The organism is Marinobacter sp. CA1, from assembly GCF_020546665.1.
Taxonomy (GTDB): Bacteria; Pseudomonadota; Gammaproteobacteria; order Pseudomonadales; family Oleiphilaceae; genus Marinobacter; species Marinobacter xestospongiae.
Window position 1 is genome coordinate 1,115,857 of the sequence record NZ_CP071785.1, and the last position, 23,531, is coordinate 1,139,387.

Consider the following 23,531-nt stretch of genomic DNA (forward strand, 5'->3'; position numbering starts at 1 on the left):
ATCCCGCGTCGGCCGGAGTTTGGGCGGCTTTATGGCCTGCCTGTTGTTCTGCCTGCCGGTTCAATCGGAAAACCTGGTGATCGCCACCGGGGAGTGGCCGCCTTATGTCTCAGAGCATCTGAAACATCAGGGTGTGACGGCTCACATTGTGCGGGAGGCGTTTGCAGCGGTGGGCGACACCGTGGAGTTCCGGTTCTTTCCCTGGTCGCGGACCATGCTGATGTCTGAAGTAGGAGAGGTGGCGGCAAGCTTTCCCTGGAGCTACCAGCCTGACCGGGCGCAAGCGCATCTGTACAGCGACGCCATTGGGGAGTACGGCTACGTTTTTTTCCACCTGAAAACCACCCACTTTGACTGGCGTCAACTGGACGACCTGAGGGGGCTGACGATTGGTGGTACCAACAGTTACAACTATGGCGAGGCATTCGTGTCGGGCGGGGAGCAAGGGCTTTTCCGGCTCGAGTGGGTCAGCTCCGACAAGCTGAACTGGCACAAACTGCTGGCGGGCAGGATCGACCTGTTTCCATCGGACATTGAGGCGGGGTACGCCGAGCTGCGCAAGCTGTTTCCGGCAGAGACGGTCAACCAGGTGACTCACCACCCCCATCCCCTGAAACCGCTGACCACCATGCACCTGCTGTTTCCCCGGCAGGTCCCGGAAAGTGCAGACCGTCTCGCCCGATTCAACGAGGGACTGCGACGGCTTCGGGAGGATGGGCGAATGGACCAGTACCTGCAGCGGTCCCGCCAGGGGGGCTATCAGAACTGAACCGCGGAATAGCGGGCAACTTGATGGCCCGAAGGCCATCCCTCAAGAGGAATCAGAACGTATGGCATTGGAAATGCTCGGCGCTATGATCGGTGGCCTGGGGCTGTTTCTGCTTGCGGTCGGAATGATCACCGACGGTTTGCGTATGACAGCTGGCGATGCTTTGCGGGATTTGCTGGGACGCTGGACGAAAACGCCGCTGCGTGGCATTGCATCGGGGGCCCTGATCACGGGCATCGTACAGTCCTCCAGTGCGGTTACTGTGGCCACCATCGGTTTCGTCAATGCCAACCTGCTGACCATGCATCAGGCCCTGGGGGTGGTGTTCGGAGCCAACATCGGCACCACCATGACCGGTTGGTTGGTGGCCGCGGTGGGATTCAAGATCAAGGTAGAAGCCTTCGCGTTACCGATGATCGGTATCGGTATGATCCTGCGCCTGACCGGTGCCGGCAGTCGGCGCGCGGCAATTGGCGGCGCCTTGGCCGGTTTTGGTCTGTTCTTCATCGGTATCGATGTGTTGCGCGGGGCCTTCGAGGGGCTTGCCCAGGGTGTGGAACTGGCCGCTCTGGCGTCGGAATCGCTGCCGGGGCTGATGATGTTTGTGGGTGTTGGTGCCTTCATGACCTTGATGACCCAGTCCTCCAGCGCGGCCATTGCGATCACCCTGACCGCCGCCACCGGTGGCGTGATCGGGCTGCCGGCCGCTGCAGCCATGGTGATAGGCGCGAACGTTGGCACCACCTCCACCGCGGTGTTTGCCGCCATTGGTGCAACGGCGAACGCCAGGCGCGTTGCAACCGCGCATGTGATCTTCAATCTGGCAACCGGCGTGGTTGCCCTGATGCTTCTGCCGGTGCTGCTGTGGCTGGTGCGGCAAGCCGGGGCTGTGCTGGCCCTGGAGGCGGTGCCAGCGGTGATCCTGGCGTTGTTCCATACCCTGTTTAATGTGCTCGGGGTGCTGTTGATGTGGCCTTTCACGGGGCGCCTTGCCGGGTTACTGGAGCGCCGCTTTGTGACGCCAGCCGAGGATCTGTCCAGACCTCAGTACCTCGACCGGACCACCAGTTCGACACCGCTGTTGGCACAGGATGCCATGCGCCTGGAGTTGCGCAGGGTGCTCGGGATGAATCGGGAGCTCGCTCTGGCCGCCTTGCAGCCTCCGGTGGATGCGCGCCAGTTTGAAGGTCGCCAGCAGGCGGTCATGTTGTTGTGTGACCGGATTGATGCCTCGGTGGCGCATCTGGAGCGCTCGGGGTTATCCGCCGATGAGTCCGCGGCGCTTCCTGTTGTGCTTCGCCTGGTTCGGCGTATGCGGGAGATCGCCTATGAGGCCAGCCAACTGGTGAATCAGGGGTTGGATTGTCCCCAGGCCCGCCCCCTGGTCAGCGAAACCATCACCGTACTGAAAGCCTGGCAGCCACAAGACGACCTCTATTCATCGACGCTTAGCGATCAGTTCCACGAACTTCATCACCGGTATGAGCGGGCCCGAAAGGACGTGCTCAAGGCTACCGCGACCGGGCAGTTCCAGCCAGTTCAGGCCAATGCATTGCTGGATCAGCTGCGGGCTTTGGGGCGGTTGAACAGCCAACTGGCAAAAGCCGGTCGGCAATTGCAAAAGCAGCTTCGTGATGAGGAAACAGTGACGGAGTCACCACACCTGCCCTCTGGCGCCCTGGTTGGGAACCCCAGAACGACACAGTAGATCAATGAATCTACCAGGCGGGACACAAGCCAAACGAGGCACTTGTCTTTGCAGAGCTGTCCGCTGTTTTGGCGAGTTTTCACCGGGAAATGAATGGCTAGCGGAGCCATGCGGTGTTCTCATGATTGAGAATTCAGCAGATTCGGCCTCTATTGCCTCCCCATAACTCCATTCCTATAATCGCCTGTCGGCCCATTGGCAGTTTGCCTCCCGCTGGTCCGCACCACTCCAATAAGAAGGAAAAACACTATGTCGAGACGTCATGCATTTCTGACTGCCATTGCGACGGGTATGTTCCTGTTCAGCGCCGCATCCCACGCCCAATACAAGGACGAGTACACCGTTTCGACGGTTCTGCCGTCTGCCTTTCCCTGGGGCCAGGCTGCTGATAAATGGGTGGAGTTGGTGAATGAGCGCTCGGAAGGGCGCATCAACATGAAGATCTACAGCAACTCCCAATTGGTCTCTGGTGACCAGACCAAGGAGTTTTCCGCCATGCGTTCCGGGCTGATTGATATGGCGGTCGGGTCCACCATCAACTGGTCGCCGCAGGTGCCCGAACTGAACCTGTTTTCACTGCCATTCCTGATGCCGGATTACGCGGCCATTGATGCCATCACCCAGGGGGAAGCCGGCGAGGCGATCTTTGCCGCGATCAAAAAACGGGGGGTGACGCCATTGGCCTGGGGTGAGAACGGTTTCCGCGAGCTCTCCAATTCCAGCCTGGCGATTGATGAGCCGGCGGACCTGGACGGTCTGAAAATTCGGGTGGTCGGCTCGCCGCTGTTTCAGGACACCTTTTCTGCCCTGGGCGCCAACCCGACCCAGATGAGCTGGGCCGATGCCAAACCGGCGTTGACCACCGGCGCCGTGGATGGTCAGGAGAATCCGCTGTCGGTATTCGATGTGGCGCGCATCGACCAGGTTGGCCAGACCCACCTGACCCGATGGCACTACATGGCGGACCCACTGGTGTTTGCGATCAGCAATCGGGTCTGGGACCAGTTCAGTCCGGAAGATCAGGCACTGCTGAAACAGGCGGCCATTGATGCCGGCCAGTGGGAGATCGAAAAGTCCCGCAGCGAGGTTGATGGCATTCTGGCCACCATCAAGGAACGGGGCGTGAACGTGACGGAACTGACGCCTCAGCAGCGGGACGCTTTTATTGAGGCTACCCACTCGGTGTATGAGAAGTGGACGCCGCGTATCGGTGAAGATCTGGTCCGGCAGGCCCAGGACGCGGTCAGCAATCGCAACCCGTAATACCGCGCGGCCCCTGCGCCCGCCGCTACTGGCGGGCGTTCTTCCTGACCCGGAGTCTCCATGTCGTCCCGTCCCCCCAAGTTCCGTCCTGATGCCTGGCTGGCCACCCTTGCCCTGGTCGCAATCTGTGGAATCAGCCTGGGCAATGTGATCGTTCGCTACGCAACGGATGCGTCGTTTGCCTTTACCGAAGAGTTCTCGGTGTTCTGTCTGGTTGTGCTGACCTTTGCGGGTGCGGCGGTTGCCGCGCGTCACAATCAGCACATCCGCATCGAGCTGATTGAGCACTACCTGCCATTGTGGGCACGTAAAGTGGTCTACGTGCTGCAATGGCTCGCCGGCCTGGTGGTCCTGGGGATCATGACCTGGTACGGCAGCACCTTCGCCCTGCAGGAATACCAGTGGGAGTCGCTGTCGCCTGGGCTGGGCCTGCCCAACTGGATCTATGTGGTCTGGCTGCCGCTGTTGTCGGTGGCCATCATGATCCGGATGACCCAGAGCCTAATTGATCGTCTGCGGGGTCGGGAAGCGCCGGAGGTGGTTCATGAGTCCTGATCTGTTGATGATTGGCAGCTTCCTGCTGGCATTGCTGTTGGGCGTGCCGGTGGCTGTGGCGTTGGGCGTTGGCGGCGTGGTCGGTATTATCGCCGGGCTGCCGCCAGCGATGTTGGGGACGTTCGGTACCAATACCTACAACAGCGTGGCGAAGTATCCGCTGATTGCGATTCCGCTGTTTATTCTCACCGGCCTGATCTTCGAGCGGGCGGGGGTGGCGGCCAGCCTGGTCCGCTTTGCCCAGGCCATTATTGGTCCCCGACACGGCGGTCTGACGGTGGTGGCCGTGCTGGTCTGTCTGATTATGGGGGGGATGAGCGGTTCTGGCCCTGCCGATGCGGCGGCGGTGGCGATGGTGATGCTGCCAAGCATGCGTAAGGCCGGCTATCCCCAGCCGTTCTCCGCATCGCTGATAGCGGCGTCATCGTCCACGGCGATTCTGATTCCACCGTCCATTGCCCTGATTCTGTATTCCATTGTGGTGCCCGGTGTGGATCTGCGTGCGCTGTTTGCGGCGGGGTTGTTCCCCGGCATCCTGGCGGGTGTGTCGCTGTTGGCACCGGCACTGTACTTTGCCAGAAAGTATCGCTGGGAAGACCCGGATACGGTCGAACGCCCACCGCTGTGGCCCAGCTTCAAGGCGGCACTGCCCGCGCTGTTTGCGCCGGTGATTATCCTGGGTGGCCTGCGTTCGGGGCTGTTCACACCCACCGAGGCGGCGGTGGTTGCGGTCACTTACGGCGTGCTTGTGGGTTGTCTGCTGTATCGCAACCTGGGCCTCAAGGACCTCTGGAACCTGATGACAGAGGCCGCCGTCACCTCTGGGGTGGTGATGTTCATCATCGCACTGGCCGGTATCTTCGCCTGGGCGGGAACCACCCTGGGTACCTTCGAGCATCTGGCCGATGGGTTGCTGTCACTGTCTGAGAACGGCTGGGTGCTGCTTGGGCTGGTGATGGTGCTGGTGCTACTGGCTGGCATGCTGCTGGATGCCATTTCGATCTACCTGATCCTGATCCCGATCGTGCTGCCGTTGATGAACCACTTCGGTTGGAACCCGATCTGGTTTGGTATCCTGCTGGCCATGAACATTGCCATTGGCCAGTTCACACCACCGGTTGCGGTTAACCTGATGGTGACGACGCGGATCGCCAACATCCGCCTGGAGCACACCATTGGCTGGGCGTTGGTGTTTATTGCCGCCATGGCCGTCAGCCTGGCGCTGGTCATGCTGATGCCCGGCATTGCGTTGTGGTTGCCAGAGCAACTGGGGTACGTGGTCGGACCGTGGTAACCAGCGGCGCCGTTTTGGGACTCTTGGCCGGTGTTGTCAGCGCTTGAGGTGGCGCTTTGGCCAGGAACCCCAGAACGACGCAGCGGGTCCGGGTCATCGAATGGACCGAGCGGGACATTGGGATGCTGCGGCCGACCGGATCAGGCGAAGTCGTACTCACCGCCCTGTTCCAGTGCTCGCTGGTAGGCGGGGCGCGCGTGTACCTGTTCGACCCAGGCGATGATATGGGGGCGATGCTGACCGACGATACCCCGGGCCACCGACGCTTCCAGTGGAAAGCTCATCTGGATGTCAGCCGCGCTGAGGTTGTCACCCAGAAACCAGGTGTTCTTCGCGAGGTGGGCCTCCACAAAGTCCAGGTGGGTCTTGATCATTGGGCCAATAAAGATGGCGTTGGTCTTGTCTGAAATACCCTTGGCCACAGGCTTGATAAAGAACGGCATCGGACTGGTTTTCACCTTTTCAAACACCAGGCGCCTCACCAGTGGAGGCATCAGGGAACCTTCGGCGTAATGCAGCCAGTAGGTGTAATCCAGCCATTGTTGGCCGCCGGCTTGTGGCAGCAGGGTGTCCTTTCCATAGGTATGGGCCAGGTATTCGATGATGGCGCCGGACTCGGCTACCACCAGGTCGCCATCGGTGATCACCGGCGATTTCCCCAGCGGATGAATCTTCTTGAGGCTGTCGGGCGCCAGCATGGTCTTGGGATCACGCTGGTAGCGCTTTATCTCGTACGGCACGCCCAGCTCTTCCAGCATCCAGAGAATGCGCTGTGAGCGGGAATTGTTGAGGTGGTGAACGGTAATCATGTAAGGCTCCTTAGTGTCCCGTCTGGTTAATTCGTTGACTTACTGAGCCACTGACAACCCGAAGAGCTAGGCGTGCTGGTGACGGTTTGGTGGTTCCAAATCGAGACAGTACAACGACGCTATTCGGGTTGTCAGTGGTTCCCGAAGGGCTTGCCTCTGAGGGCTCTGAGCCTGTGTTGCCACTGTTTGATGTGGAACCACCACATCGGCACAGCGGCGCCTTGGTCAGAACTCTCAGAGACAAGCAGTCAGTTAACGAATTAACCAGACGGGACACTAGTGTCCCTTAACAAAAGTTCGTCTTATTATTGATTTTGTCGGATAGCCGAGCGATTGACGCAATGATTTGATCGGCTGTTTTACGCCAGACAAACGGCTTGGGATTGTCGTTGTAGGTCGCAAGATAGTCTTTAATTGACGCTTCCAACTCGCGAGTACTGCGATGCGAGTTGCGCTTGATCCACCGCTCCGAGATCAGGGCAAAGAATCGTTCCACTAAGTTGACCCACGACGCCGAGGTTGGCGTGAAATGAACGTGGTATCTGGGTCTGGCAGCAAACCAGGCTCGCACCTTTTCGGTCTTATGAGTCCCGTAGTTGTCCATGACCAAGTGAATATCCAGATTCTCTGGAACCTCCCGGTCGATCTCATTCAAAAAGGCCAGAAACTCTTTGGCACGGTGTCGCCTATGAAGACGTCCGATAACCTCACCGGTGGCTACATCCAAGGCGGCAAACAGGGTGGTGGTGCCGTGACGAACGTAATCGTGCGTCCGAGTCTCTGAATAGCCAAACGACAGGGGGAGCGCCGGTTGGGTCCGGTTCAGCGCCTGTATCTGGCTTTTCTCATCCACGCACAGCACCAGAGCCCGGTCAGGCGGATTCATATACAACCCAACAATGTCGTGGACCTTGGCGACGAAGTGCGGGTCGGTTGAGAGCTTAAACGTCTCCAGGCGGTGAGGCTTCAGACCAAATGCCCGCCAGATTCGACTGATCGCCATGGCATTGAGGCCCGTTTCCTTGGCCATCAAGGTTGTCGACCAATGGGTCGCCTCCTTGGGCTTGGACTGTAGCGTTTTGTTGATGACCTCCGTGACCTTATCGTCATCAATACTGCGGGGCCGACCACTCCTGGGGGCATCGGTCAGCCCGGCCACCCGGAACTGCTCAAACCGCTTGCGCCACTTGCTGACCGTTTCGGCCGTCACGCCTACTCGCTCTCCGATCACTCGCCCGGGAAAACCCTCGGTGCTCAACAGGATCATTCGTGCTCGTTGTTGCTCAGCCGCAGGCATCTGCCGGCGACGAACCCACGAATTGAGCTCATCGCGTTCTTCGTCTGTAATAATCAAAGGGGTGACCGGTCGTCCCATTGCAGTAGCTCCCTCAATGCTTTCTGCAATTATAAACTTTAACCGCAAAAATTCGACGAACTTTTGTTAAGGGGCACTAGATCAAACCCGATTTGATCATGTCAAAGGTGTCCAGAATTCTCGCCAGGTACTGGTCTTTGGGGCGAAAACTGCTTTGGGTGCTGAGCGCCAGGTCGCGCTCTAGGTGGTCCAGCAACTTGAGCAGGCGCCGCCGGTGTAAACCGATCGCCGCCTGTACCGGATCAGAGATCACGCCGGACAGGGCGGCAAACGCTGCCAGCGCGGTCATCACGGCGACCATCACGGCAGCGGTTGTGGCCAGTGACGGCTCCGGAGGGAATACGCTGTAGTACCAGTGGCCGATTGTTTCTCCGAGAAAAAAATCTCTGGCCGCCAGGAATTTTGCGACCATGGCGGCGACCACCACCCCGAGACCGATACCACCAGGGGTAAACTTCTGGAACGCAAAGGCACCCAGCACAGTACAGGAAAGGCTGTTGGTGATGTCCGCCGACGCCGTCCGGGTCACCCGGTATTGGTGAAGGGCGTCGGTGATCAGCGGCGCCATCAAGCGGCAGAATTGTTGGTGATCGACGGGCTCGTGGCTATGGCGTGTGTAGACGGCTTCAAGAGCATCGATCAGGTAGTCTTCCAGTCTTTGACCTGGCTCGCCCAGAGCAAGCAGCTCCTGCTGGATCAGCATCGAGACGTGCGTTTGGACCCGGGTGGTAAACCCTGCCGGCACCTGGCCGGCCATCGTATGCAGCCATCGCAGACTGGCACGCTGGCGGGTCAGGAGTTTCACCAGACTGGCGATGGCGTACACGGGCGCCCACAACAGGTTGAGCGGCGCCCGCAACATGTCCCAGCCCCACGCCATCCGGTTGGTGGCGACGGCTCCCGGGTAATGGAAGTGGTGATCAATGAACGCCGGTACCCGCGCTCGACAGTCGGCAAAGTAGCGCTCAGTGCCCGTACGGATGGCCTGTGCTATTTCGGCTTCGGAGATTGTATGCTCGGCGGCTGCGGTGGTCATGGTTTCTGGTGCATAGGACGATAGGGGCGTTGGAGCAGAATACACGATTAGGCTGGAAACAAGGTTACCGGGTTTCCGGCCAATTCCACTGGAAGTCTTGCAAGCAGCAAGCCAGCAACAAAGGGTAGTGAAATGATGATTTGTGGTGTTGAACTTACGGGCAGTGACGCGGTGCTGTGTTTCCTGCACCTGGACCGGGGGCAGTTCAGTCTGCCTGATTGCAAGGTGCGCAAACTGTCGTTGCCCAAGAACCACACACGGGAAGACCTGATGCAGTTTCAGCGTTCGTTTGCGGAGCTGATGACTGAAAAAGGGGTGAGCCGTGTGGTAATCAAGGAGCGGATGCCCAAGGGCAAGTTTGCCGGCGGTGCGGTCAGTTTCAAGATGGAAGCGGCCATTCAGCTGATTGACGGAGTGGAGTTTGAGGTCCGCCTGCTGCCTTCGGCGTTAATCAAATCGACGTTGTCGGCCAAACCACTGCCGGTCCCCTTTGCGGAGACCGGCTTGAAGGCGTTTCAGGAAACCGCATTTACCGCCGCTTACGTGGGGCATGTGGCGAACTAGCAACCGCACGGGACACTAGGGCGAACGCCGACTACTCGCTCAGGTTCAGCCCCATGTTCCAGAAGTCGATTTCCAGTCGGGTCGCGTCGCGGAAGATGCGGGTCAGTTGTTCGAACCGGGCCGGGGAGACTTCCGCCAGGCGTTCGTTCAGCCACTCAACTTCGGCCTGCATGGCCTCCTGGAAATCGTCGCTTTCATACATCGCCATCCAGGCGTCGTAAGGGTTGCGGTCGCCTCTGATGGTGGTGCTTCGGCTGTTCAGCCAGTTGGCGATCTCGCCATAGCCAACCATGCACGGCGACAGGGCCACATGCAGATCCAGCAGATCGCCGCGGTTGCCGGTGTCGAGCACGTAGCGGGTGTAAGCCAGCGTGGCACGGGCTTCTGGCAGCTCAGCCAACTCAGCCTCTGATATTCCCCACTCGTCGCAATAGCTGATGTGCAGGTCGAGTTCGGTGTCCACAATCGCTTCCAGGCCTTCTTTGGCCTGTTTGAGGTCAGCCAGCGTCGGGCTCTTGTAGGCGGCCAGTGCGAAGGCCCGGGCGAACTGGATCAGGAACAGGTAGTCCTGTTTGAGGTAATGCTGGAACGCTTCGGTGGCCAGCGTCGCATCCCCGAGCTGTTGCACAAAGCTGTGTTCGATGTAGTCACGCCACTCGGTGGGGCAGCTCTTCTTGAGGTCTTCAAACTGGTAGGACATGGGGTCTCCTTGATCGCATTGCGTTAGCATCGTAGCAATAATTGGAGACGATTCGGGAGAGAAGGTACGTGTGGGTATGATTCAGGCACTCGAAACCAATGGTCTGTTGCAGATTCTTTTATTGACGCTTATGGCCGGGCTGGCGATGCCTCTTGGCGCTGCCATCGCCTCGGTAGAGCGGATTCGTCCCCGCTGGCTGGAAACCGAAGTTCGTCACAGTGTGATCGCGTTCGGCGGTGGCGCGTTGCTGGCCGCGGTTGCGCTGGTGCTGGTGCCTGAAGGCACGAGTAATCTGCCGGTTGCCGCAATTGTTGCTTGCTTTGCGGCTGGCGGTATCACGTTCATGCTTCTGGATCGCTGGCTGGCTGCCAACGGCACCCCCGCAAGCCAGCTTGTGGCAATGCTTTCCGATTTCGTGCCTGAGGCTTTGGCGCTGGGGGCAACGTTCTCCATCAGCAGTGAGGGCGGTGTGCTGCTGGCCTGTATCATTGCGCTGCAGAACGTGCCGGAAGGCTTTAATTCCTATCGGGAGCTGGCGCAGGCCACTGGTTATCGTCGGCTTCAGGTGATCGGTGGGTTTGGCGCGATGGCGTTACTGGGTCCGGTTGCAGGTGCTGCTGGCTACTTCCTGTTGTCAGACTTGCCGGAAGTGGTGTCCGGCATCATGCTGTTCGCCGCCGGCGGTATCCTCTACATCATTTTTCAGGATATCGCGCCTCAGGCCAGCCTCAAGCGCCATTGGGCGCCCCCGCTGGGTGCATTGGCCGGTTTTCTGCTTGGGGTGATTGGTGAGGCTGTGTTGTCCGGGTAACGGTTCGTTCAGTCTCCTGACTGTACCCAATCTACTGACTGTACCCAATCGCCCAGCGCCAGATTCCTAGACTCAAGCACGCGCGCTGTGATGCCACCATGTCCACGCATGGCGTTGTAGCCGCCAGGTCCAAGGATGGTCTCCATCTTGCTGCAGGGGTGACACAGGCCGGTGTATTCCAGCAGCGCATCACCAATGCGAAACTGTTTGCCTTTCAGGGCCAGAAGGTTGAGGCCGGAGACCACAAGGTTGCGTCGGAAGAGCGCCGGTTCCAGTGGCCCGCTTTGAAGGCAGGCGGCAATCACCGCCAGGTGTTCCTGCTGGATCAGGGTGACCTGGCGTTTACTGGCTGTATGGCCCCGGAATCGATCACCCTCCAGACCCAAGCCCGGGCTGATGGTTACCCGTGTGAGTGCGGTCATGGCCAGACCGCGGGCAGGGCGGACGCCAATCCACTCGACCCTGCCCTGTTGCGGCAAGGTCGCCATCAATGTGTGTAGGCGGCTGGATTCGGGCACGGTGTTCTCATCGGGGTGTTCGGGTCGCTTGACGGTATTGTCGGAGCAAAAAGCAATCACTGGAGTCCGGCAAAGATCGTCTGGAGCCACCGGTACAATGCATCCTGCTCTGGTTTGCGGCTGTCGGTTTTAGGGTAGACCAACCAGTACCCCTTATCGATTTCGACCTGTTGTGAGAACGGCATTATCAACCGTCCGTTGTTGATCCACAGATTTGCCGTCGGAAGTATTGCCAGGGCTACCCCAAGACCTTCCGTCGCCGCTTTCAGGGCCGCTATGTAAGAGTCGTAGGTGATGCTTTCAACAGGCTGTTGTTCCTCATCCTGCCAAAAGTGCTGCCCCCATCCAATCATGTAGGGGGCGGCCTCAATGATCCGGTGACGGTACAGTTCCTTGGGGGTTGTGAAGGCGTGGCGATCTGCGTAACCCGGGCTGCACACTGGCGTGACCATCGCACCGCAGAGCTTGCGGCACTCCAGTCCCGGCCAGTTGCCGTCGCCGAACCGGATGGCTGCATCCATGGAGTCTGTGTTGAAGTCGACCAGGGACATGCGGGCTTCCAGACGAAGCTCCGTTCCGGGCAAGTACTCGGCAAACTGAAGATAGTTAGGCATGAGAACTTCCTGAGCCACAAACACTGGCGCGCTTAAATGCAAAGCCGTCCGCCGGAACTTGCGCAGGTAGTCCGCATAGCCCTGAATATGGGCCCGCATAACATCCTGTGCCACCGAAAAAAAATGCTGCCCCTCCGGTGTCAGCGTCAACTGCCTGGCGTTGCGATGGAACAGCGGCGTCTCCAGCCAGGATTCAAACGCTCTTACCTTTTGCCCCACCGCTGGTGCCGTCACACACAGCTCTTCGGCGGCTTTCTTGAAGCTCAGGTGTCGGGCTGCAGCCTCGAAGGCGGCGATGTACTGAATGGGCGGTGATTGTCGGTAGTGCACTTCCGTCTGCCTTATAGAAAAGATTTTCTGTTTTGTGGTGAACAATAAGTCGCTTGTGGCGAGGCTTATGTACAGAATATCTTTTCTTTGGGCTTAAGGAATCATTAAACAACCCAAAGTGAGAAAGCCATGATATCGACCCCCAAATCACTCAAACGTCTGCTGAATATCTACCCCCCTTATCTTGGTGCAGGAGTTCGCATTGAGCATGTCGGCGACGACTGGCGAGAACTGCACGTATCCATGGCGTTACGTTGGTTCAACCGCAATTCCGTGAATACCCACTTCGGTGGGAGCCTCTATTCAATGGTTGATCCCCATCTAATGCTTATGCTGATGCCGCTTCTGGGAAAGGGGTATCTGGTTTGGGACAAGGCCGCGGATATTGAATTCGTAAAGGCTTGTCGGACGAAAGTGACTTCGGTGATCAGGATTTCAGATGAGGACCTGGAGACCATCAGGCAGAAAACCGCAGGGGGGGAGAAATACCTGCCTGAGTTTCAGGTTGAGATCCGGGATGAGGTCGGGGACCTGGTAGCCAAAGTCAAGAAAACGCTGTACGTGAAGCGCAAACCCGCCAGAATCGAGCATTGACGAACGGCCGGGTGAGTCACTTCAGGGCTTGAAAATCTCGCCCGGCCTTTTGACGCGTGGTGATTCCGATGGTTACCCGAAGTGGAAGAACGCCAGCTTGTTGCCGTCCGGATCACGAACATAGGCGCCGTAGAACTTGTCCGGCAGGCGCTGGCCGGGCTCGCCCTCGCAGTTGGCTCCCAGGTTGATGGCCTTCTGGTACAGGTTGTCCACCGCCTCTTTGGAGCCAGGCTGCAGGGCCACCATATTGCCATTGCCGGGATGGTTCTGTTCGTTGTCGTAGGGAGTGCATACGGCCAGCATCGGTGCGGACATACTCTGACCGATAAAGGCAATGCGGCCCATGTCCAGCAACACTCTGGCGTCCAGGTCGCCCAGCAGGTCTGAATAGAAAGCCTTGGCTTTTTCCATATCGCTGACGCCAATGGTTACGTATCCGATCATGTTATCTCTCCGTTTTTGTTGAGCCTCTGGCGGCTGTTGGTGAAGCGGCTAACGTTACTGCCACTCTCTCCGGAGTAGCCACTTCGAATTCAGCGTAGCTTCATCCCGCTCCGGTCTCGAGGGTGGGAACTGACAGTTGTGGGGTGATAAGTGTCACGATCTGGAAGGTATGGATGTCTGAAGTAGGGGGCTGGTGTGATCCATGGCAGCATCCGGCTCCGGTAATTTCTACATGGCTCTGCTACGATGGCTTGGCAGGGTTCCGGGAGAATTATCTTCGGTACTCTTGGAATAACCAGAGAGCGTTTACTTGTTTCAAAGCATCCCAAAACGGAGGTTGCGATGCGATATTCAGGTGTGTGTCTGCTCTTCTTGATTCTTTCCGGTTGTGGTGGGAGCAGTGATTCCCAGAACAACAATGAACTCGTTCAAGGAGATAGTTATGAGCTTGTCTACATTGATGATGGTGCCGTCCAGTGTGAAAGCGACGGCCTTCCCGCCGAGGACTCTGCCCAGCGTATGATCAATAAGGGCATTGATGTCATTGAATCGCAGTGCGCCCGGCTCACCGGCGTGATGTTCCCCTCTGAGTGTGGGGGTGTGGATGGCGGCATTCACGTCCATACTATCCACTCAGAGAATCTTCCCGATGCCCAGAAGCTCGGCTTCGAATCGGTGTCGACATTGCCCGAGCACGAAGGCGATTCTGGGTATGCCGTTGTAGAGTGTGCTGGTAAGTAAGCACTCGACGGGGATTCAAAACTCGCCCCTAAGATTATCGCAGGCATTTACCTGTTCCAGATGCTCTGAATCAAAGAGACCCGGACAGCTTCGCCGGATTCTGCTGTTGTCTTTAATGGTCGTCGTCACACTGTCCAGTAGCTGCTCTCTTTCAGTTGTTGCTAGAGTGTCTCCACAACAGTAATAAAATCAGGAGACTCCACATGCCTTCCTCCCCGGTAAGGTCCGAAATCCAGGGCCCCGTCTGTACCATCATTCTGGATCGCCCCGCCAAGCGGAACGCCATTGATCGGCCTACGGCCAATGCCTTACGCGCCGCCTTCGAGCAGTTTGAGGCGGATGACCAGTTGCTGGTCGCGGTGCTGTGGGGGGCAAACGGCACCTTCTGTTCGGGGGCAGACCTGACCGCCATGTCAGACCCGGAAACCCGTAATGAGGTGGACGCCGAAGGGCGCGGAGCAGGGCCTCTGGGGCCAACCCGTATGACGCTTAGTAAGCCGGTGATTGCGGCGGTTTCCGGCTACGCGGTGGCCGGCGGCCTGGAGTTGTCCCTGATGTGTGATCTGCGTGTGGTGGAGGAGACGGCCGTTTTCGGTGTGTTCTGTCGTCGCTGGGGCGTGCCGTTGATCGATGGCGGCACCGTCCGGCTGCCGAGGCTCATTGGGCAGTCTCGCGCCCTGGATATGATTCTCACTGGGCGACCGGTGCACGCTGATGAGGCTCTGCAGATGGGGCTGGCCAATCGGGTAGTTCCCGAAGGGCAGGCAAGGCAGGCGGCGGAAGCCCTTGCTGAACAGATTGCCGGTTTTCCTCAGCAGTGCCTGAGTGCGGACCGCGCATCCGCTTACCGGCAGTGGGATCTGGCACTTGAAGATGCACTGCGTCAGGAAGGACGTGGTGGCTACCCGGTGGTGTTTGAGGAAGCGATCAAGGGTGCTGAGCGATTTGCAAAGGGGGAGGGCCGTCACGGGGCCTAATCCTGACCTGTCAGCGCTGATCCGGTACCATGGAGGTTCATTCAACCGCACAAGGATTTTCCATGGGCCTCCTGTTTGAGGAAATCGACTGTCAGCCCTCCCGACTGGGTGACATTTCCCTGCGCCGACGTCGCATTCCGGCCCTGGGAGATCGGGACATCTATGAGGTGAAGCTCGGGGATGAGTTTCTGATGTCCAGTCTGTTTGTTGAAGCCGAGAAGGAGCTGTCCAACCTTGGCCTGGCGGCCCTCGATGGCGATCAGTGGAAGGTTGTTGTCGGCGGCCTGGGGCTGGGGTATACCGCTGTGGAAGCCTTACACAATGATCGGGTTGGCGAGCTGCTGGTGGTGGAGGCGCTGGACACCGTGATCCACTGGCACCAACAGGAGAAGGTACCGTTGGGGGCCGAACTCAACCGGGATGAGCGTTGCCGCTATGTGCATGGTAGTTTCTTCGATCTCGCAGTCTCCGAGGCGGGTTTTGACCCCGACCATCCTGGCAGCCAGTTGGATGCCATCCTGTTGGACATTGATCACTCCCCCCGGGCGCTGCTGAACGATTCCAACGCCAGTTTCTATACCCACGACAGCCTGCAGAAGATGGCCAGCCATTTACGAGCGGGTGGTATTTTTGGTCTGTGGTCCAACGAACCGCCGGATGAGGCGTTTATGGGCATTCTCCGAGCGCTGTTCACCGACGTGGAGGCGCAGGAGATTGCGTTCTACAACCCGTTCCAGAACCGGGAGGCGTACAACACCGTTTATCTGGCACGAAAGACCGCGGGTTCGGCGCACTAAAGCCTCAGGAAGGCCTTTGCGTTAGACTCCCACCACACTCAGCAGCAAAGCAGACCCACCATGAGTAACAACCCGTTGGAACAGATCCTGGCGATGGATGGCGAGGAGCGATACGACTTTTTTCTGGATCAGGTCGTCGAGGAACGCGAGATCTGGATTCTGGTCAACGACGACCACCAATTCCTGAAGATTGTGGCGGAGGAGGACGGTGTGGCCTACCTGCCGGTCTGGCCGGCTGAGGCGTTTGCCAGCGACTACGCCAAAGGCTCAGACAATCTGTCTCCCAAAGCCATTTCGCTACCGGACTTCTTCCGGAAATGGGTGCCGGGACTCAGCAAGGACGGCCTTGAGGTTGGTGTCTTCCCCGGTGCCGACAGCGAACTGTGGATCACCGGACCACAGGATCTGAAAGACGATCTTCAGGAAGTGTTGTCGAACACCGGGTTTTGAGCCGTCTCTGAGCGTCCGCCGGCGATCCTGAAGACAGGGTTTCAGGGCGTTGCTGGTGATGGGACTCAATCGGCCCAATGCCACGGTGGTGCATCCAGCAGGCCCTGATCCACGATGACGGTTTCCCCGAGGTCTTTATTAAGGGCGATGGAGTTGCAGTCGTTGCTTGCTTCCAGGGTCGCCACCAGCCGCGGTGCGTGTGACACCACCCAGACCTGGGTTTCCCGGGCCGCGCGGATGATCAGTCGCCCCAGCGCCGGGAGCAGGTCAGGATGCAGACTGGTTTCCGGCTCATTCAGCACCAGCAGGGACGGTGGCCGGGGGGTCAGCAGAGCGGCCACCAGCAACAGGTAACGCAGAGTGCCGTCCGACAGCTCCGCCTGATTCAGTGGTCGCAGCAGGCCGTGCTGAAGAAACTGCAATACAAAGCGGTTGCCGGCATCGGCCTCAAAGCCAATGGTGGCGCCCGGGAAGGCGTCTTCGATCGCGTCGTACAGGGCCTCCCGGTCGCCAACTTCGTGGATGGTCCGGAGCGCGGCTACCAGACTGTGGCCATCGTGGTCCAATACCGGTGTGCGTGTGCCGATTTGAGGGGTACGGATGATGGACTGGGGATCGGTACGGAACTGGTCATAGAAACGCCAGCTACGGATGGTTTGGCGCACGGCGTAGACCTCGGGTACAGCCACTGGGTCGCTGATCTCATTCAGTATGCTGTCGTGACTGCTGATATGGGCGTTGTAGACTTCCCACGAACGACCGGAGCGCACCTTTACGACCGGTCCCACCCGGTCGATAAGGCAACTGCTGGGCCGGCAGACGTCACCTACCCAGATGCACTCGCGCTTGATTTCCGGATCGAACTGGAACATCGACGGTTCTTGATAGCCGGCAAACCCCTGGGGCGAGGGCATGCCCAGCGAGATTGCATAACCAAACTCTTCACCGGCGAATCCAAGTCTGAGACGGGCTTGCTTCTTTTTTGCGGTCCCCTGGACGGGGGCCTGACCGCTTCTCATATCCGACGTCAACGTCTCTGGCCCGGCCCAGAAGGTGTAATCGAGACCGCCCTCCCGGGCAATGGATGAGATCAGGTTGCCCTTTGCAGCCTCCGCCAGCAATCGCAGGGATTTATAGAGATTGGACTTGCCACAACCATTGGGCCCGGTGACGACGTTGAGGTTGGCAAGCGGTGAGACAACCTCTTTCAGGCTACGATAGTTCGATACGGAGAAGGCGTTGATCATGTGCACAGGGTCGTTGAGTCAGCGGTCAGGGGAATGGGCAGTGTAACCATAGATGCCTTGGCAATCGACGACAGTGCCTGACGCCGTAGTATCATCGGCCACGCACTGCTATCGCTCATCCGCAGCGATGACCTCCCCACTTTAGCGCCGCCTAAGCCAAACGGCCCTGCCGGTAATCTATGTATAACGTCATGTATTTGTTGGCTTTATTTCTTTTTTCTGGAAGGCGGCATAACTATTGCTGAAGACCTGAAGAGTACAAGACATAAAGCTGCTTTCAAGCTTTATGGTGAAACATCACAAGGCAACGGCGCCTTCTCTGTCCTGGTTTCCAGGGTGGGGGAGGCGCCGTTTTTTTGTGCCCTGAACCCGTTAGAAGGGTTTTTCAGCCGGTTCGTGCGTGTTGAGAGATCCCAGTTCAGAAAGAGGAAAAGACGGATGTCCTACTTAGCTCCCTCCGAGTTCGTCACCAAAATGGTGGATGCCGGTGAATCCAAGATTCACATGTCCACCCGCGACACCCTGATCCGCGCCTACATGGCCGGCGCGATCCTGGCCCTGGCGGCAGTATTCGCGGTTACCGTGGCCGTCCAGACCGGGGTGTTCCTGATTGGGGCGATACTGTTTCCGGTCGGGTTCTGCATGCTTTACCTGATGGGCTTTGATCTGCTGACCGGAGTGTTCATGCTGACACCCCTGGCGCTGCTGGACCGACGCCCCGGCGTTACCCCCGGCGCCATTCTGAGAAACTGGGGGCTGGTGTTCGTCGGCAACTTTGCGGGTGCATTGACGGTCGCCTTCATGATGGCCTTTGTGTTCACCTATGGCTTCAACACCGAGCCGGGTGCGGTCGGTGCCAAGATCGCCAGTGTGGGGGAGGATCGGACCCTGGGCTACGCCGAGTATGGGGCGGCAGGTTGGGCCACCATTTTCATCCGGGGCATGCTGTGTAACTGGATGGTGTCCATGGGGGTGGTTGGCGCGATGATCTCAACCAACGTCGCTGGCAAGGTGATCGCCATGTGGATGCCGATCATGCTGTTCTTCTTCATGGGCTTTGAGCACTCGGTGGTGAACATGTTCCTGTTCCCATCGGCGATGATCATGGGCGGTGAGTTCTCCGTCATGGATTATATGATCTGGAACGAAATTCCCACTGCGCTGGGTAACCTGGTGGGCGGCCTGGCGTTCACCGGCCTGACGCTCTACACCACCCACGTCCGCACCGCCAAACGTAAGGCCGCCGTAGCGCCGATTGATCGCGCGGCCGCCTGATGTCGATGGCAACAGACTCCGGGATGCAGGTGGCCGGGCCCCGTGAGGGGCTCTCGGCCCCTGGGCTCAGGGTCTCTGTGGGGCAGTACTCCGACCGGGGCCAGAAGCCCTGCAATCAGGACTTTGCTGGCTACCGGTTGCCTCCGGAGCCCAGGCTCAGTCTCAAGGGCCTGGCGTTTGCGATGGCTGATGGCGTCAGTTCCAGCGACGTCAGCCAGATTGCCAGTGAGACGGCGGTCACCAGCTTTCTGGACGACTATTTCTGTACCTCCGAAGCCTGGAGTGTCAGGAGCGCGGCGGAGAAAGTGCTGGCCGCGACCAATGCCTGGCTGTATGGCCAGAATCGCAGAGGGCCGTACCGCTATGAACGGCACAAAGGGTATGTCTGTACCCTCAGTGCGTTGGTGTTGAAGGCCGCAACCGCCCACCTGGTCCATGTCGGGGATACCCGGATTTATCGCCTGCGGGAGGCCGGCCTGGAACAGCTCACCCACGACCACCGCCTGTGGATGGATCATGGCCGCAGCTGCCTGAGCCGGGCACTGGGGGCCGAAGCACTGGTCGAGATCGATTACCAGGCTCTGCCGCTGAAGGAGGGTGATACGTTCATTCTGGCGACCGACGGTGTGTATGAGCATATTCCGACCGGGGAACTGGTTGCGTGCATTCAAAGCCAGCAGGCGGATCTCGACAACGCTGCCCGGTGTCTGGTCCGGGATGCCCTGGCGCGCGGCAGTGACGACAACCTCAGCATCCAGATCATCCGGGTTGACGCGTTCCCGAAGCACCCGGCCCTGCCTCTGCAGCAGGAGATCGATCGTCTGCCTTTGCCGCCTCTGCTGGAACCAGGGCAATCGCTGGATGGCTATACCGTTGTGCGGGCGCTGCACGCCAGCAGTCGCAGCCATGTTTATCTTGCGGTGGATGAAGTCTCCGGGTGCCAGTTGGTGCTGAAGCTGCCTTCGACGGATCTGCGGGATGAGGACGGCTATCTGGAACGTCTGCTGATGGAAGAGTGGATCGCCCGTCGGGTCAACGGCGGCCATGTTGTTAAAGCCGCCCCCCGCAGTCGGGAGCGCAATTACCTCTACACCGTCTCAGAGTATGTCGAGGGCCAGACACTGGCCCAGTGGCTGAAAGACCACCCGAAGCCGGAACTGGAGACGGTTCGCAACCTTCTGGAACAGGTTGCCAAAGGGCTCTATACCCTGCACCGGATGGAAATACTGCATCAGGATATCCGTCCCGAGAACCTGATGATCGACATCCGTGGCACGGTGAAAATCCTGGATTTCGGCTCGGCCCGTGTCGCCGGTATCGCGGAAGCCTCTGTGATGACCAGTCGCAGCGACCGGCCAGGCACCGCCCTGTACATGGCGCCGGAATACTTTCTGGGCGAGGTGGGCACGACCCGTTCCGATCTCTACTCATTGGGTGTGCTGGCCTATCACCTGTTGAGTGGCCGCTTTCCCTACGGCAACCAGGTGGCCAGAACCCGGACCGCCGCTGACCAACGCCGGTTGGGCTATCGCTCGGTACTGGATGATGAGCGTGCCATCCCGGTATGGGTCGACGAAACCCTCAGAAGAGCCGTTCATCCCAACCCGGATCGACGCTATCAGGAACTGTCCGAATTTATCCATGACCTGCGATCACCCAACAGCGCCTACCTCAACAAGACCCGACCGCCACTGATTGAACGCCATCCGGTGCGGTTCTGGCAGGGCGTGGCTGCGGTGCTTGCCATTGTGGTGGTGCTGTTGCTCAACCAGTGAAAATCGAACTGAAAGGAAGAGGAACCGATCATGATTCATAACCGGGAAGACGTTACACAACGGATCGTTGCCACCAAGGTGGCCAAGGGGCTCAAGTGGAAAGACGTGGCCGCTGAAATCGGCATGTCCAAAGAGTGGACCACCGCAGCGTGTCTGGGGCAGATGAGTTTCAACAAGGCCCAGGCCGAAACTGTCGGACGGATATTTGAGCTGTCGGATGAGGCCGTCGCCTGGCTGCAGATTCCGCCCTACAAGGGCTCATTGCCATCGGGTATCCCGACGGATCCGCTGATCTACCGTTGGTATGAGGTTGTCAGTGTTTTCGGCACAACGATCAAGGAACTGATACATGAAGAGTTTGGCGATGGCATTATGAGCGCTATCGACTTTTCTTTTGATGTCCAGCGTGAAGAGGACCCAAAAGGGGATCGGGTCAACGTCGTGCTGTCCGGGAAGTTCTTGCCCTACAAAAACTTCTGACGGCCAGAGGTGATCCGGAGTTGATCAGAGGCTCCCTTGCCTCTGCGACACTGGACAAACCGCATTCCCCATGCAGTAATGCCGGCTGATGCCACAAGTGCTCCCCGCAACAAGTTGGGCGAGCTGGCGTTCAGAGTCTGCAAGAGGAAGGGAAGAATGCTGTTAAGCACAGGGCAGGAGCCCGGAGTGTTGCGTCGTAGGGCGAGTGGTGCCGTTGCGGTTCTGCTGCTTCTGATTGGTGTGCTGTTTGGCCCGGCTGCCTACGCGGCGCCTGGGGCTGAGTCTGTCGAAGCCAGGGTGGTACCAAGGTCTGATGGCTCCCATGTTACCTACTACCTGCTGGAGAAGGCCTCTCAGGCGCCCAGCGAGGTACTGTTGCTGGTCCTGCAGGGCTCGGACTGCAACAGCGTACTGAACAACGAGTCGATCCTCACCGACTACCGGAATGTCTGGCCTCAGGCAGACCTGCTGCTGGTCGAGAAGTATGGCATCGACCACAGCCTGGCCTACAGCGCGGAGCCGGAACGCGCGGATTGCCCGGCTGATTACATCCAGCATGACAGTCCCGGCCAGCGACTGGACGATCTGCAGTTGGTGTTGGAGACGGTTCGCCAGCAGGGCAACTATCGTCATTACGTGGTGTTGGGCGGCAGTGAAGGTGCGGTGATCGCCAATCTGTTGTCCGCCCGCGTGCACTTTCTCAGCGCCACGGTTGCCTTCAATGGTGGTGGTCGCTTTTTCCTGGATGACGTACTGCACAGCATCGCTGCGGAGCATGACAGTGCGGAGGCCGCCGAGGGCAGCCTGCAGGAGTTCCGGGGATTCGCAGCCTTTGTGCGGAACAGCGAACCGGTCGAGCTGAATGTGAGTGGCCACGGTTTCGATTGGTGGCAGCAGATGCTCTCTCTGGACCAACTGAACATCCTGCGGGGTGTGAACTCGCCAGTGTTGCTGCTGCAGGGCGGTCAGGACCGCTCGGTAGCGCCGGCAGAAGTCGATGAACTGGTGGCGGCGGTGCGTCAATCGGGCCGTACGAACGTCGATTATCGGGTGTATCCGGCGTTGGATCACCGCTTTCTGGATACCCAGGGTAACAGCAAGCTCGATAGCGTGGTGGCAGATATCCGTGCCTGGCTAGGGGAAACGTTGACGGGTGGTTGATGGACGTGTGATTGCCATTCCCGAAGCCTGGACACTCGGATGGGTGGCCTTGGCTTATGTTGGGCTAAGTCTGCTGTTGCTCGGGCTTTATGGCTGGGACAAACGGGCAGCCCGTCTTGGCCGCCAGCGGGTGCCTGAAAAACGGCTGCAACTGCTGGCGCTGATTGGCGGGTGGCCGGGTGGCTGGCTGGGCCAACAGCTGTTTCGGCACAAAACCCGCAAACTGAAGTTTCTGTTGGTGTTCTGGTTGATGGCGCTGATCAACCTGTGTGGCCTGATCTGGCTGCTGTGGATGCTCAGGCGGGACTGGTTCCGGCCACTGATCGGGTATTTGGAGCCATAAGTGATGGCAAGAGGTTTTGTCACCGGCCGAATGCTGAAGTGGGTGACCCTGGGCGGGATGGCTTTGGTGCTGTTTATGGTCCTGGTCATCTTGCTGTTTCGGGTCGTGAATCCGCCCACCTCCGCCTTCATGGTGGGTTACCGTCTGGATCATCCCGGGCAGCCGGTGCAGCAGCATTGGGTGGCTTTCTCTGATATCTCGCCGTGGATGCCACTGGCCGTGGTGGCCAGTGAAGACCAGCGTTTCCCTCATCACTGGGGCGTGGATTTCGTGGCTATCCGCCAGGCCTTGGCGGAGTATCAGGCCGGTGAAGGCCTGCGGGGCGCCAGTACCATTACCCAGCAAACTGCCAAGAACCTGTTCCTCTGGAATGGTCGCAGCTTTGTAAGAAAGGCGCTTGAGGCGGCGATGGCCTTGGGGTTGGATGGCTTGTGGCCGAAGCAACGGGTGCTGGAGGTGTACCTCAACATTGCCGAGTTCGGCCCTGGCATATACGGCGTAGAAGCGGCCAGTCAGGCGTTCTTCGGAGTGCCCGCGCGGCAGCTCTCGCAGGCCCAGGCTGCCCGCTTGGCTGCGGTGCTGCCCAATCCCAAGGTGCTGGATGCAGGCGCACCGTCGGCCTACGTGCAGGAGCGGGTGGTCTGGATTCGTAGCCAGATGGCAAGACTGGGTGGACTGAGCTATCTCGAAGGGTTATGACCCGAGGCGCTAGCCACCTGCTCAATGGGTCTTTACTTTCTGCGTACCACAGCGTTCACAGCGGTAGATCGTCACCAGTTTGCCCTGTTTGACGTCAAACTGCTTTTCCTTACAGACCGCCCACTTGTGATAGCCGTGCTGGCATAACCCCTTGCGAGGCGTTTTTTTCTCAGGTTTCTTGAACGGAAGAATGGTTGCCATG

The 23,531-nt window shown here is 58.8% G+C and carries 27 protein-coding genes; 18 read left to right on the forward strand and 9 right to left on the reverse strand.

Annotation, left to right across the window (positions count from 1 at the left end; genetic code table 11):
- Nucleotides 1-31 precede the first annotated feature (31 nt).
- The 5 genes from J2887_RS05190 to J2887_RS05210 all read left to right on the forward strand — a co-directional run bounded on the left by J2887_RS05190 (nucleotide 32) and on the right by J2887_RS05210 (nucleotide 5,589).
- Nucleotides 32-769, forward strand: a complete 738-nt coding sequence (locus tag J2887_RS05190) for a substrate-binding periplasmic protein (RefSeq protein WP_227174640.1) — start codon at nucleotides 32-34, stop codon at nucleotides 767-769.
- A 61-nt stretch (nucleotides 770-830) separates the two neighbouring features.
- Nucleotides 831-2,477 carry a Na/Pi cotransporter family protein gene (locus J2887_RS05195; RefSeq protein WP_227174641.1) on the forward strand — a complete coding sequence of 549 codons (1,647 nt, stop codon included), beginning with the start codon at nucleotides 831-833 and terminating at the stop codon, nucleotides 2,475-2,477.
- Between the two features lie 249 nt (nucleotides 2,478-2,726).
- Nucleotides 2,727-3,740, forward strand: coding sequence for a DctP family TRAP transporter solute-binding subunit (locus J2887_RS05200; protein ID WP_227174643.1), 1,014 nt, complete (start codon nucleotides 2,727-2,729; stop codon nucleotides 3,738-3,740).
- A gap of 60 nt (nucleotides 3,741-3,800) precedes the next feature.
- A complete protein-coding gene (locus tag J2887_RS05205) occupies nucleotides 3,801-4,295 on the forward strand; it encodes a TRAP transporter small permease (RefSeq protein WP_227174645.1) in 495 nt (164 codons plus the stop codon).
- Nucleotides 4,285-5,589: a TRAP transporter large permease gene (locus J2887_RS05210; protein WP_227174647.1), complete on the forward strand. Its 1,305-nt coding sequence runs from the start codon at nucleotides 4,285-4,287 to the stop codon at nucleotides 5,587-5,589. Before J2887_RS05205 ends, J2887_RS05210 begins: the two co-directional genes overlap by 11 nt.
- Before the next feature lie 140 nt (nucleotides 5,590-5,729).
- Here the strand turns inward: J2887_RS05210 and J2887_RS05215 are convergent, their stop codons facing one another.
- From J2887_RS05215 to J2887_RS05225, 3 genes are all read right to left on the reverse strand, one after another.
- Nucleotides 5,730-6,398, reverse strand: a complete 669-nt coding sequence (locus tag J2887_RS05215) for a glutathione S-transferase family protein (protein ID WP_227174649.1) — start codon at nucleotides 6,396-6,398, stop codon at nucleotides 5,730-5,732.
- Between the two features lie 286 nt (nucleotides 6,399-6,684).
- A complete protein-coding gene (locus J2887_RS05220; protein WP_227172575.1) occupies nucleotides 6,685-7,773 on the reverse strand; it encodes an IS630 family transposase in 1,089 nt (362 codons plus the stop codon).
- A 76-nt stretch (nucleotides 7,774-7,849) separates the two neighbouring features.
- A complete protein-coding gene (locus J2887_RS05225) occupies nucleotides 7,850-8,809 on the reverse strand; it encodes a DUF6635 family protein (protein ID WP_227174659.1) in 960 nt (319 codons plus the stop codon).
- A 132-nt stretch (nucleotides 8,810-8,941) separates the two neighbouring features.
- On the opposite strand from J2887_RS05225, the gene J2887_RS05230 reads away from it, so the two are divergent.
- Nucleotides 8,942-9,373, forward strand: a complete 432-nt coding sequence (locus tag J2887_RS05230; RefSeq protein ID WP_227174660.1) for a DUF3010 family protein — start codon at nucleotides 8,942-8,944, stop codon at nucleotides 9,371-9,373.
- 31 nt (nucleotides 9,374-9,404) lie between these two features.
- Here the strand turns inward: J2887_RS05230 and tenA are convergent, their stop codons facing one another.
- A complete protein-coding gene (gene tenA / locus J2887_RS05235; RefSeq protein ID WP_227174662.1) occupies nucleotides 9,405-10,073 on the reverse strand; it encodes a thiaminase II in 669 nt (222 codons plus the stop codon).
- A gap of 76 nt (nucleotides 10,074-10,149) precedes the next feature.
- On the opposite strand from tenA, the gene J2887_RS05240 reads away from it, so the two are divergent.
- Entirely contained in the window at nucleotides 10,150-10,884 is a 735-nt protein-coding gene (locus J2887_RS05240; RefSeq protein ID WP_227174664.1) for a ZIP family metal transporter, read from the forward strand.
- A gap of 8 nt (nucleotides 10,885-10,892) precedes the next feature.
- Here J2887_RS05240 and J2887_RS05245 read toward each other — a convergent pair whose 3' ends face one another.
- Complete coding sequence (locus tag J2887_RS05245) at nucleotides 10,893-11,372, reverse strand: MOSC domain-containing protein (protein ID WP_228752865.1); 480 nt, start codon at nucleotides 11,370-11,372, stop codon at nucleotides 10,893-10,895.
- Between the two features lie 86 nt (nucleotides 11,373-11,458).
- Nucleotides 11,459-12,391, reverse strand: a complete 933-nt coding sequence (locus J2887_RS05250) for a LysR substrate-binding domain-containing protein (protein WP_227174668.1) — start codon at nucleotides 12,389-12,391, stop codon at nucleotides 11,459-11,461.
- A gap of 84 nt (nucleotides 12,392-12,475) precedes the next feature.
- On the opposite strand from J2887_RS05250, the gene J2887_RS05255 reads away from it, so the two are divergent.
- Nucleotides 12,476-12,940, forward strand: coding sequence for a DUF4442 domain-containing protein (locus J2887_RS05255; protein WP_227174670.1), 465 nt, complete (start codon nucleotides 12,476-12,478; stop codon nucleotides 12,938-12,940).
- Nucleotides 12,941-13,012: 72 nt separating this feature from the next.
- On the opposite strand, the gene J2887_RS05260 is transcribed toward J2887_RS05255, so the two are convergent.
- Nucleotides 13,013-13,384 carry a VOC family protein gene (locus tag J2887_RS05260; protein ID WP_227174672.1) on the reverse strand — a complete coding sequence of 124 codons (372 nt, stop codon included), beginning with the start codon at nucleotides 13,382-13,384 and terminating at the stop codon, nucleotides 13,013-13,015.
- 342 nt (nucleotides 13,385-13,726) lie between these two features.
- Here J2887_RS05260 and J2887_RS05265 point away from each other — a divergent pair, with 342 nt between their 5' ends.
- The 4 genes from J2887_RS05265 (at nucleotide 13,727) to J2887_RS05280 (ending at nucleotide 16,349) form a co-directional block, all read left to right on the forward strand.
- Nucleotides 13,727-14,125: a hypothetical protein gene (locus tag J2887_RS05265; protein ID WP_227174674.1), complete on the forward strand. Its 399-nt coding sequence runs from the start codon at nucleotides 13,727-13,729 to the stop codon at nucleotides 14,123-14,125.
- A gap of 203 nt (nucleotides 14,126-14,328) precedes the next feature.
- Nucleotides 14,329-15,102, forward strand: a complete 774-nt coding sequence (locus J2887_RS05270) for a crotonase/enoyl-CoA hydratase family protein (RefSeq protein WP_227174675.1) — start codon at nucleotides 14,329-14,331, stop codon at nucleotides 15,100-15,102.
- A 62-nt stretch (nucleotides 15,103-15,164) separates the two neighbouring features.
- Complete coding sequence (locus J2887_RS05275) at nucleotides 15,165-15,899, forward strand: spermidine synthase (protein ID WP_227174677.1); 735 nt, start codon at nucleotides 15,165-15,167, stop codon at nucleotides 15,897-15,899.
- A gap of 60 nt (nucleotides 15,900-15,959) precedes the next feature.
- The gene (locus tag J2887_RS05280) at nucleotides 15,960-16,349 is read left to right on the forward strand and encodes a DUF2750 domain-containing protein (protein WP_227174679.1); all 390 of its coding nucleotides are present in this window, start codon (nucleotides 15,960-15,962) and stop codon (nucleotides 16,347-16,349) included.
- A gap of 65 nt (nucleotides 16,350-16,414) precedes the next feature.
- Here J2887_RS05280 and J2887_RS05285 read toward each other — a convergent pair whose 3' ends face one another.
- A complete protein-coding gene (locus tag J2887_RS05285) occupies nucleotides 16,415-17,596 on the reverse strand; it encodes an AAA family ATPase (protein WP_227174681.1) in 1,182 nt (393 codons plus the stop codon).
- A gap of 438 nt (nucleotides 17,597-18,034) precedes the next feature.
- On the opposite strand from J2887_RS05285, the gene J2887_RS05290 reads away from it, so the two are divergent.
- The 6 genes from J2887_RS05290 to mtgA all read left to right on the forward strand — a co-directional run bounded on the left by J2887_RS05290 (nucleotide 18,035) and on the right by mtgA (nucleotide 23,329).
- Nucleotides 18,035-18,871: a formate/nitrite transporter family protein gene (locus J2887_RS05290; RefSeq protein WP_227174683.1), complete on the forward strand. Its 837-nt coding sequence runs from the start codon at nucleotides 18,035-18,037 to the stop codon at nucleotides 18,869-18,871.
- A gap of 5 nt (nucleotides 18,872-18,876) precedes the next feature.
- On the forward strand, nucleotides 18,877-20,646 hold the full coding sequence (locus tag J2887_RS05295; RefSeq protein ID WP_227176053.1) for a bifunctional protein-serine/threonine kinase/phosphatase: 1,770 nt from the start codon (nucleotides 18,877-18,879) through the stop codon (nucleotides 20,644-20,646).
- Between the two features lie 30 nt (nucleotides 20,647-20,676).
- The gene (cynS, locus tag J2887_RS05300) at nucleotides 20,677-21,126 is read left to right on the forward strand and encodes a cyanase (protein ID WP_227174685.1); all 450 of its coding nucleotides are present in this window, start codon (nucleotides 20,677-20,679) and stop codon (nucleotides 21,124-21,126) included.
- A gap of 156 nt (nucleotides 21,127-21,282) precedes the next feature.
- A complete protein-coding gene (locus J2887_RS05305; protein WP_227174687.1) occupies nucleotides 21,283-22,287 on the forward strand; it encodes an alpha/beta hydrolase family protein in 1,005 nt (334 codons plus the stop codon).
- Nucleotides 22,280-22,630, forward strand: coding sequence for a DUF1294 domain-containing protein (locus tag J2887_RS05310; RefSeq protein WP_227174689.1), 351 nt, complete (start codon nucleotides 22,280-22,282; stop codon nucleotides 22,628-22,630). The genes J2887_RS05305 and J2887_RS05310 overlap by 8 nt, the downstream gene beginning before the upstream one ends.
- Nucleotides 22,631-22,633: 3 nt before the next feature.
- Nucleotides 22,634-23,329, forward strand: coding sequence for a monofunctional biosynthetic peptidoglycan transglycosylase (mtgA, locus tag J2887_RS05315; RefSeq protein ID WP_227174691.1), 696 nt, complete (start codon nucleotides 22,634-22,636; stop codon nucleotides 23,327-23,329).
- Nucleotides 23,330-23,350: 21 nt separating this feature from the next.
- Here mtgA and J2887_RS05320 read toward each other — a convergent pair whose 3' ends face one another.
- Nucleotides 23,351-23,530, reverse strand: coding sequence for a hypothetical protein (locus J2887_RS05320; protein ID WP_227174693.1), 180 nt, complete (start codon nucleotides 23,528-23,530; stop codon nucleotides 23,351-23,353).
- Nucleotide 23,531: the final 1 nt, after the last annotated feature.

What these genes read in the sequence shown, in the direction of transcription:
- J2887_RS05195 (WP_227174641.1), top strand. Translation starts at nt 831, where the DNA reads ATGGCATTGGAAATGCTCGGCGCTATGATCGGTGGCCTGGGGCTGTTT.
- J2887_RS05285 (WP_227174681.1), bottom strand. Translation starts at nt 17,596, where the DNA reads ATGATCAACGCCTTCTCCGTATCGAACTATCGTAGCCTGAAAGAGGTT.
- J2887_RS05190 (WP_227174640.1), top strand. Translation starts at nt 32, where the DNA reads ATGGCCTGCCTGTTGTTCTGCCTGCCGGTTCAATCGGAAAACCTGGTG.
- J2887_RS05290 (WP_227174683.1), top strand. Translation starts at nt 18,035, where the DNA reads ATGTCCTACTTAGCTCCCTCCGAGTTCGTCACCAAAATGGTGGATGCC.
- tenA (WP_227174662.1), bottom strand. Translation starts at nt 10,073, where the DNA reads ATGTCCTACCAGTTTGAAGACCTCAAGAAGAGCTGCCCCACCGAGTGG.
- J2887_RS05215 (WP_227174649.1), bottom strand. Translation starts at nt 6,398, where the DNA reads ATGATTACCGTTCACCACCTCAACAATTCCCGCTCACAGCGCATTCTC.
- J2887_RS05240 (WP_227174664.1), top strand. Translation starts at nt 10,150, where the DNA reads ATGATTCAGGCACTCGAAACCAATGGTCTGTTGCAGATTCTTTTATTG.
- J2887_RS05320 (WP_227174693.1), bottom strand. Translation starts at nt 23,530, where the DNA reads ATGGCAACCATTCTTCCGTTCAAGAAACCTGAGAAAAAAACGCCTCGC.
- J2887_RS05270 (WP_227174675.1), top strand. Translation starts at nt 14,329, where the DNA reads ATGCCTTCCTCCCCGGTAAGGTCCGAAATCCAGGGCCCCGTCTGTACC.
- J2887_RS05225 (WP_227174659.1), bottom strand. Translation starts at nt 8,809, where the DNA reads ATGACCACCGCAGCCGCCGAGCATACAATCTCCGAAGCCGAAATAGCA.
- J2887_RS05265 (WP_227174674.1), top strand. Translation starts at nt 13,727, where the DNA reads ATGCGATATTCAGGTGTGTGTCTGCTCTTCTTGATTCTTTCCGGTTGT.
- J2887_RS05260 (WP_227174672.1), bottom strand. Translation starts at nt 13,384, where the DNA reads ATGATCGGATACGTAACCATTGGCGTCAGCGATATGGAAAAAGCCAAG.
- cynS (WP_227174685.1), top strand. Translation starts at nt 20,677, where the DNA reads ATGATTCATAACCGGGAAGACGTTACACAACGGATCGTTGCCACCAAG.
- J2887_RS05255 (WP_227174670.1), top strand. Translation starts at nt 12,476, where the DNA reads ATGATATCGACCCCCAAATCACTCAAACGTCTGCTGAATATCTACCCC.
- J2887_RS05220 (WP_227172575.1), bottom strand. Translation starts at nt 7,773, where the DNA reads ATGGGACGACCGGTCACCCCTTTGATTATTACAGACGAAGAACGCGAT.
- J2887_RS05205 (WP_227174645.1), top strand. Translation starts at nt 3,801, where the DNA reads ATGTCGTCCCGTCCCCCCAAGTTCCGTCCTGATGCCTGGCTGGCCACC.
- J2887_RS05305 (WP_227174687.1), top strand. Translation starts at nt 21,283, where the DNA reads ATGCTGTTAAGCACAGGGCAGGAGCCCGGAGTGTTGCGTCGTAGGGCG.
- J2887_RS05280 (WP_227174679.1), top strand. Translation starts at nt 15,960, where the DNA reads ATGAGTAACAACCCGTTGGAACAGATCCTGGCGATGGATGGCGAGGAG.
- J2887_RS05245 (WP_228752865.1), bottom strand. Translation starts at nt 11,372, where the DNA reads ATGGCGACCTTGCCGCAACAGGGCAGGGTCGAGTGGATTGGCGTCCGC.
- J2887_RS05230 (WP_227174660.1), top strand. Translation starts at nt 8,942, where the DNA reads ATGATGATTTGTGGTGTTGAACTTACGGGCAGTGACGCGGTGCTGTGT.
- mtgA (WP_227174691.1), top strand. Translation starts at nt 22,634, where the DNA reads ATGGCAAGAGGTTTTGTCACCGGCCGAATGCTGAAGTGGGTGACCCTG.
- J2887_RS05295 (WP_227176053.1), top strand. Translation starts at nt 18,877, where the DNA reads ATGGCAACAGACTCCGGGATGCAGGTGGCCGGGCCCCGTGAGGGGCTC.
- J2887_RS05275 (WP_227174677.1), top strand. Translation starts at nt 15,165, where the DNA reads ATGGGCCTCCTGTTTGAGGAAATCGACTGTCAGCCCTCCCGACTGGGT.
- J2887_RS05200 (WP_227174643.1), top strand. Translation starts at nt 2,727, where the DNA reads ATGTCGAGACGTCATGCATTTCTGACTGCCATTGCGACGGGTATGTTC.
- J2887_RS05210 (WP_227174647.1), top strand. Translation starts at nt 4,285, where the DNA reads ATGAGTCCTGATCTGTTGATGATTGGCAGCTTCCTGCTGGCATTGCTG.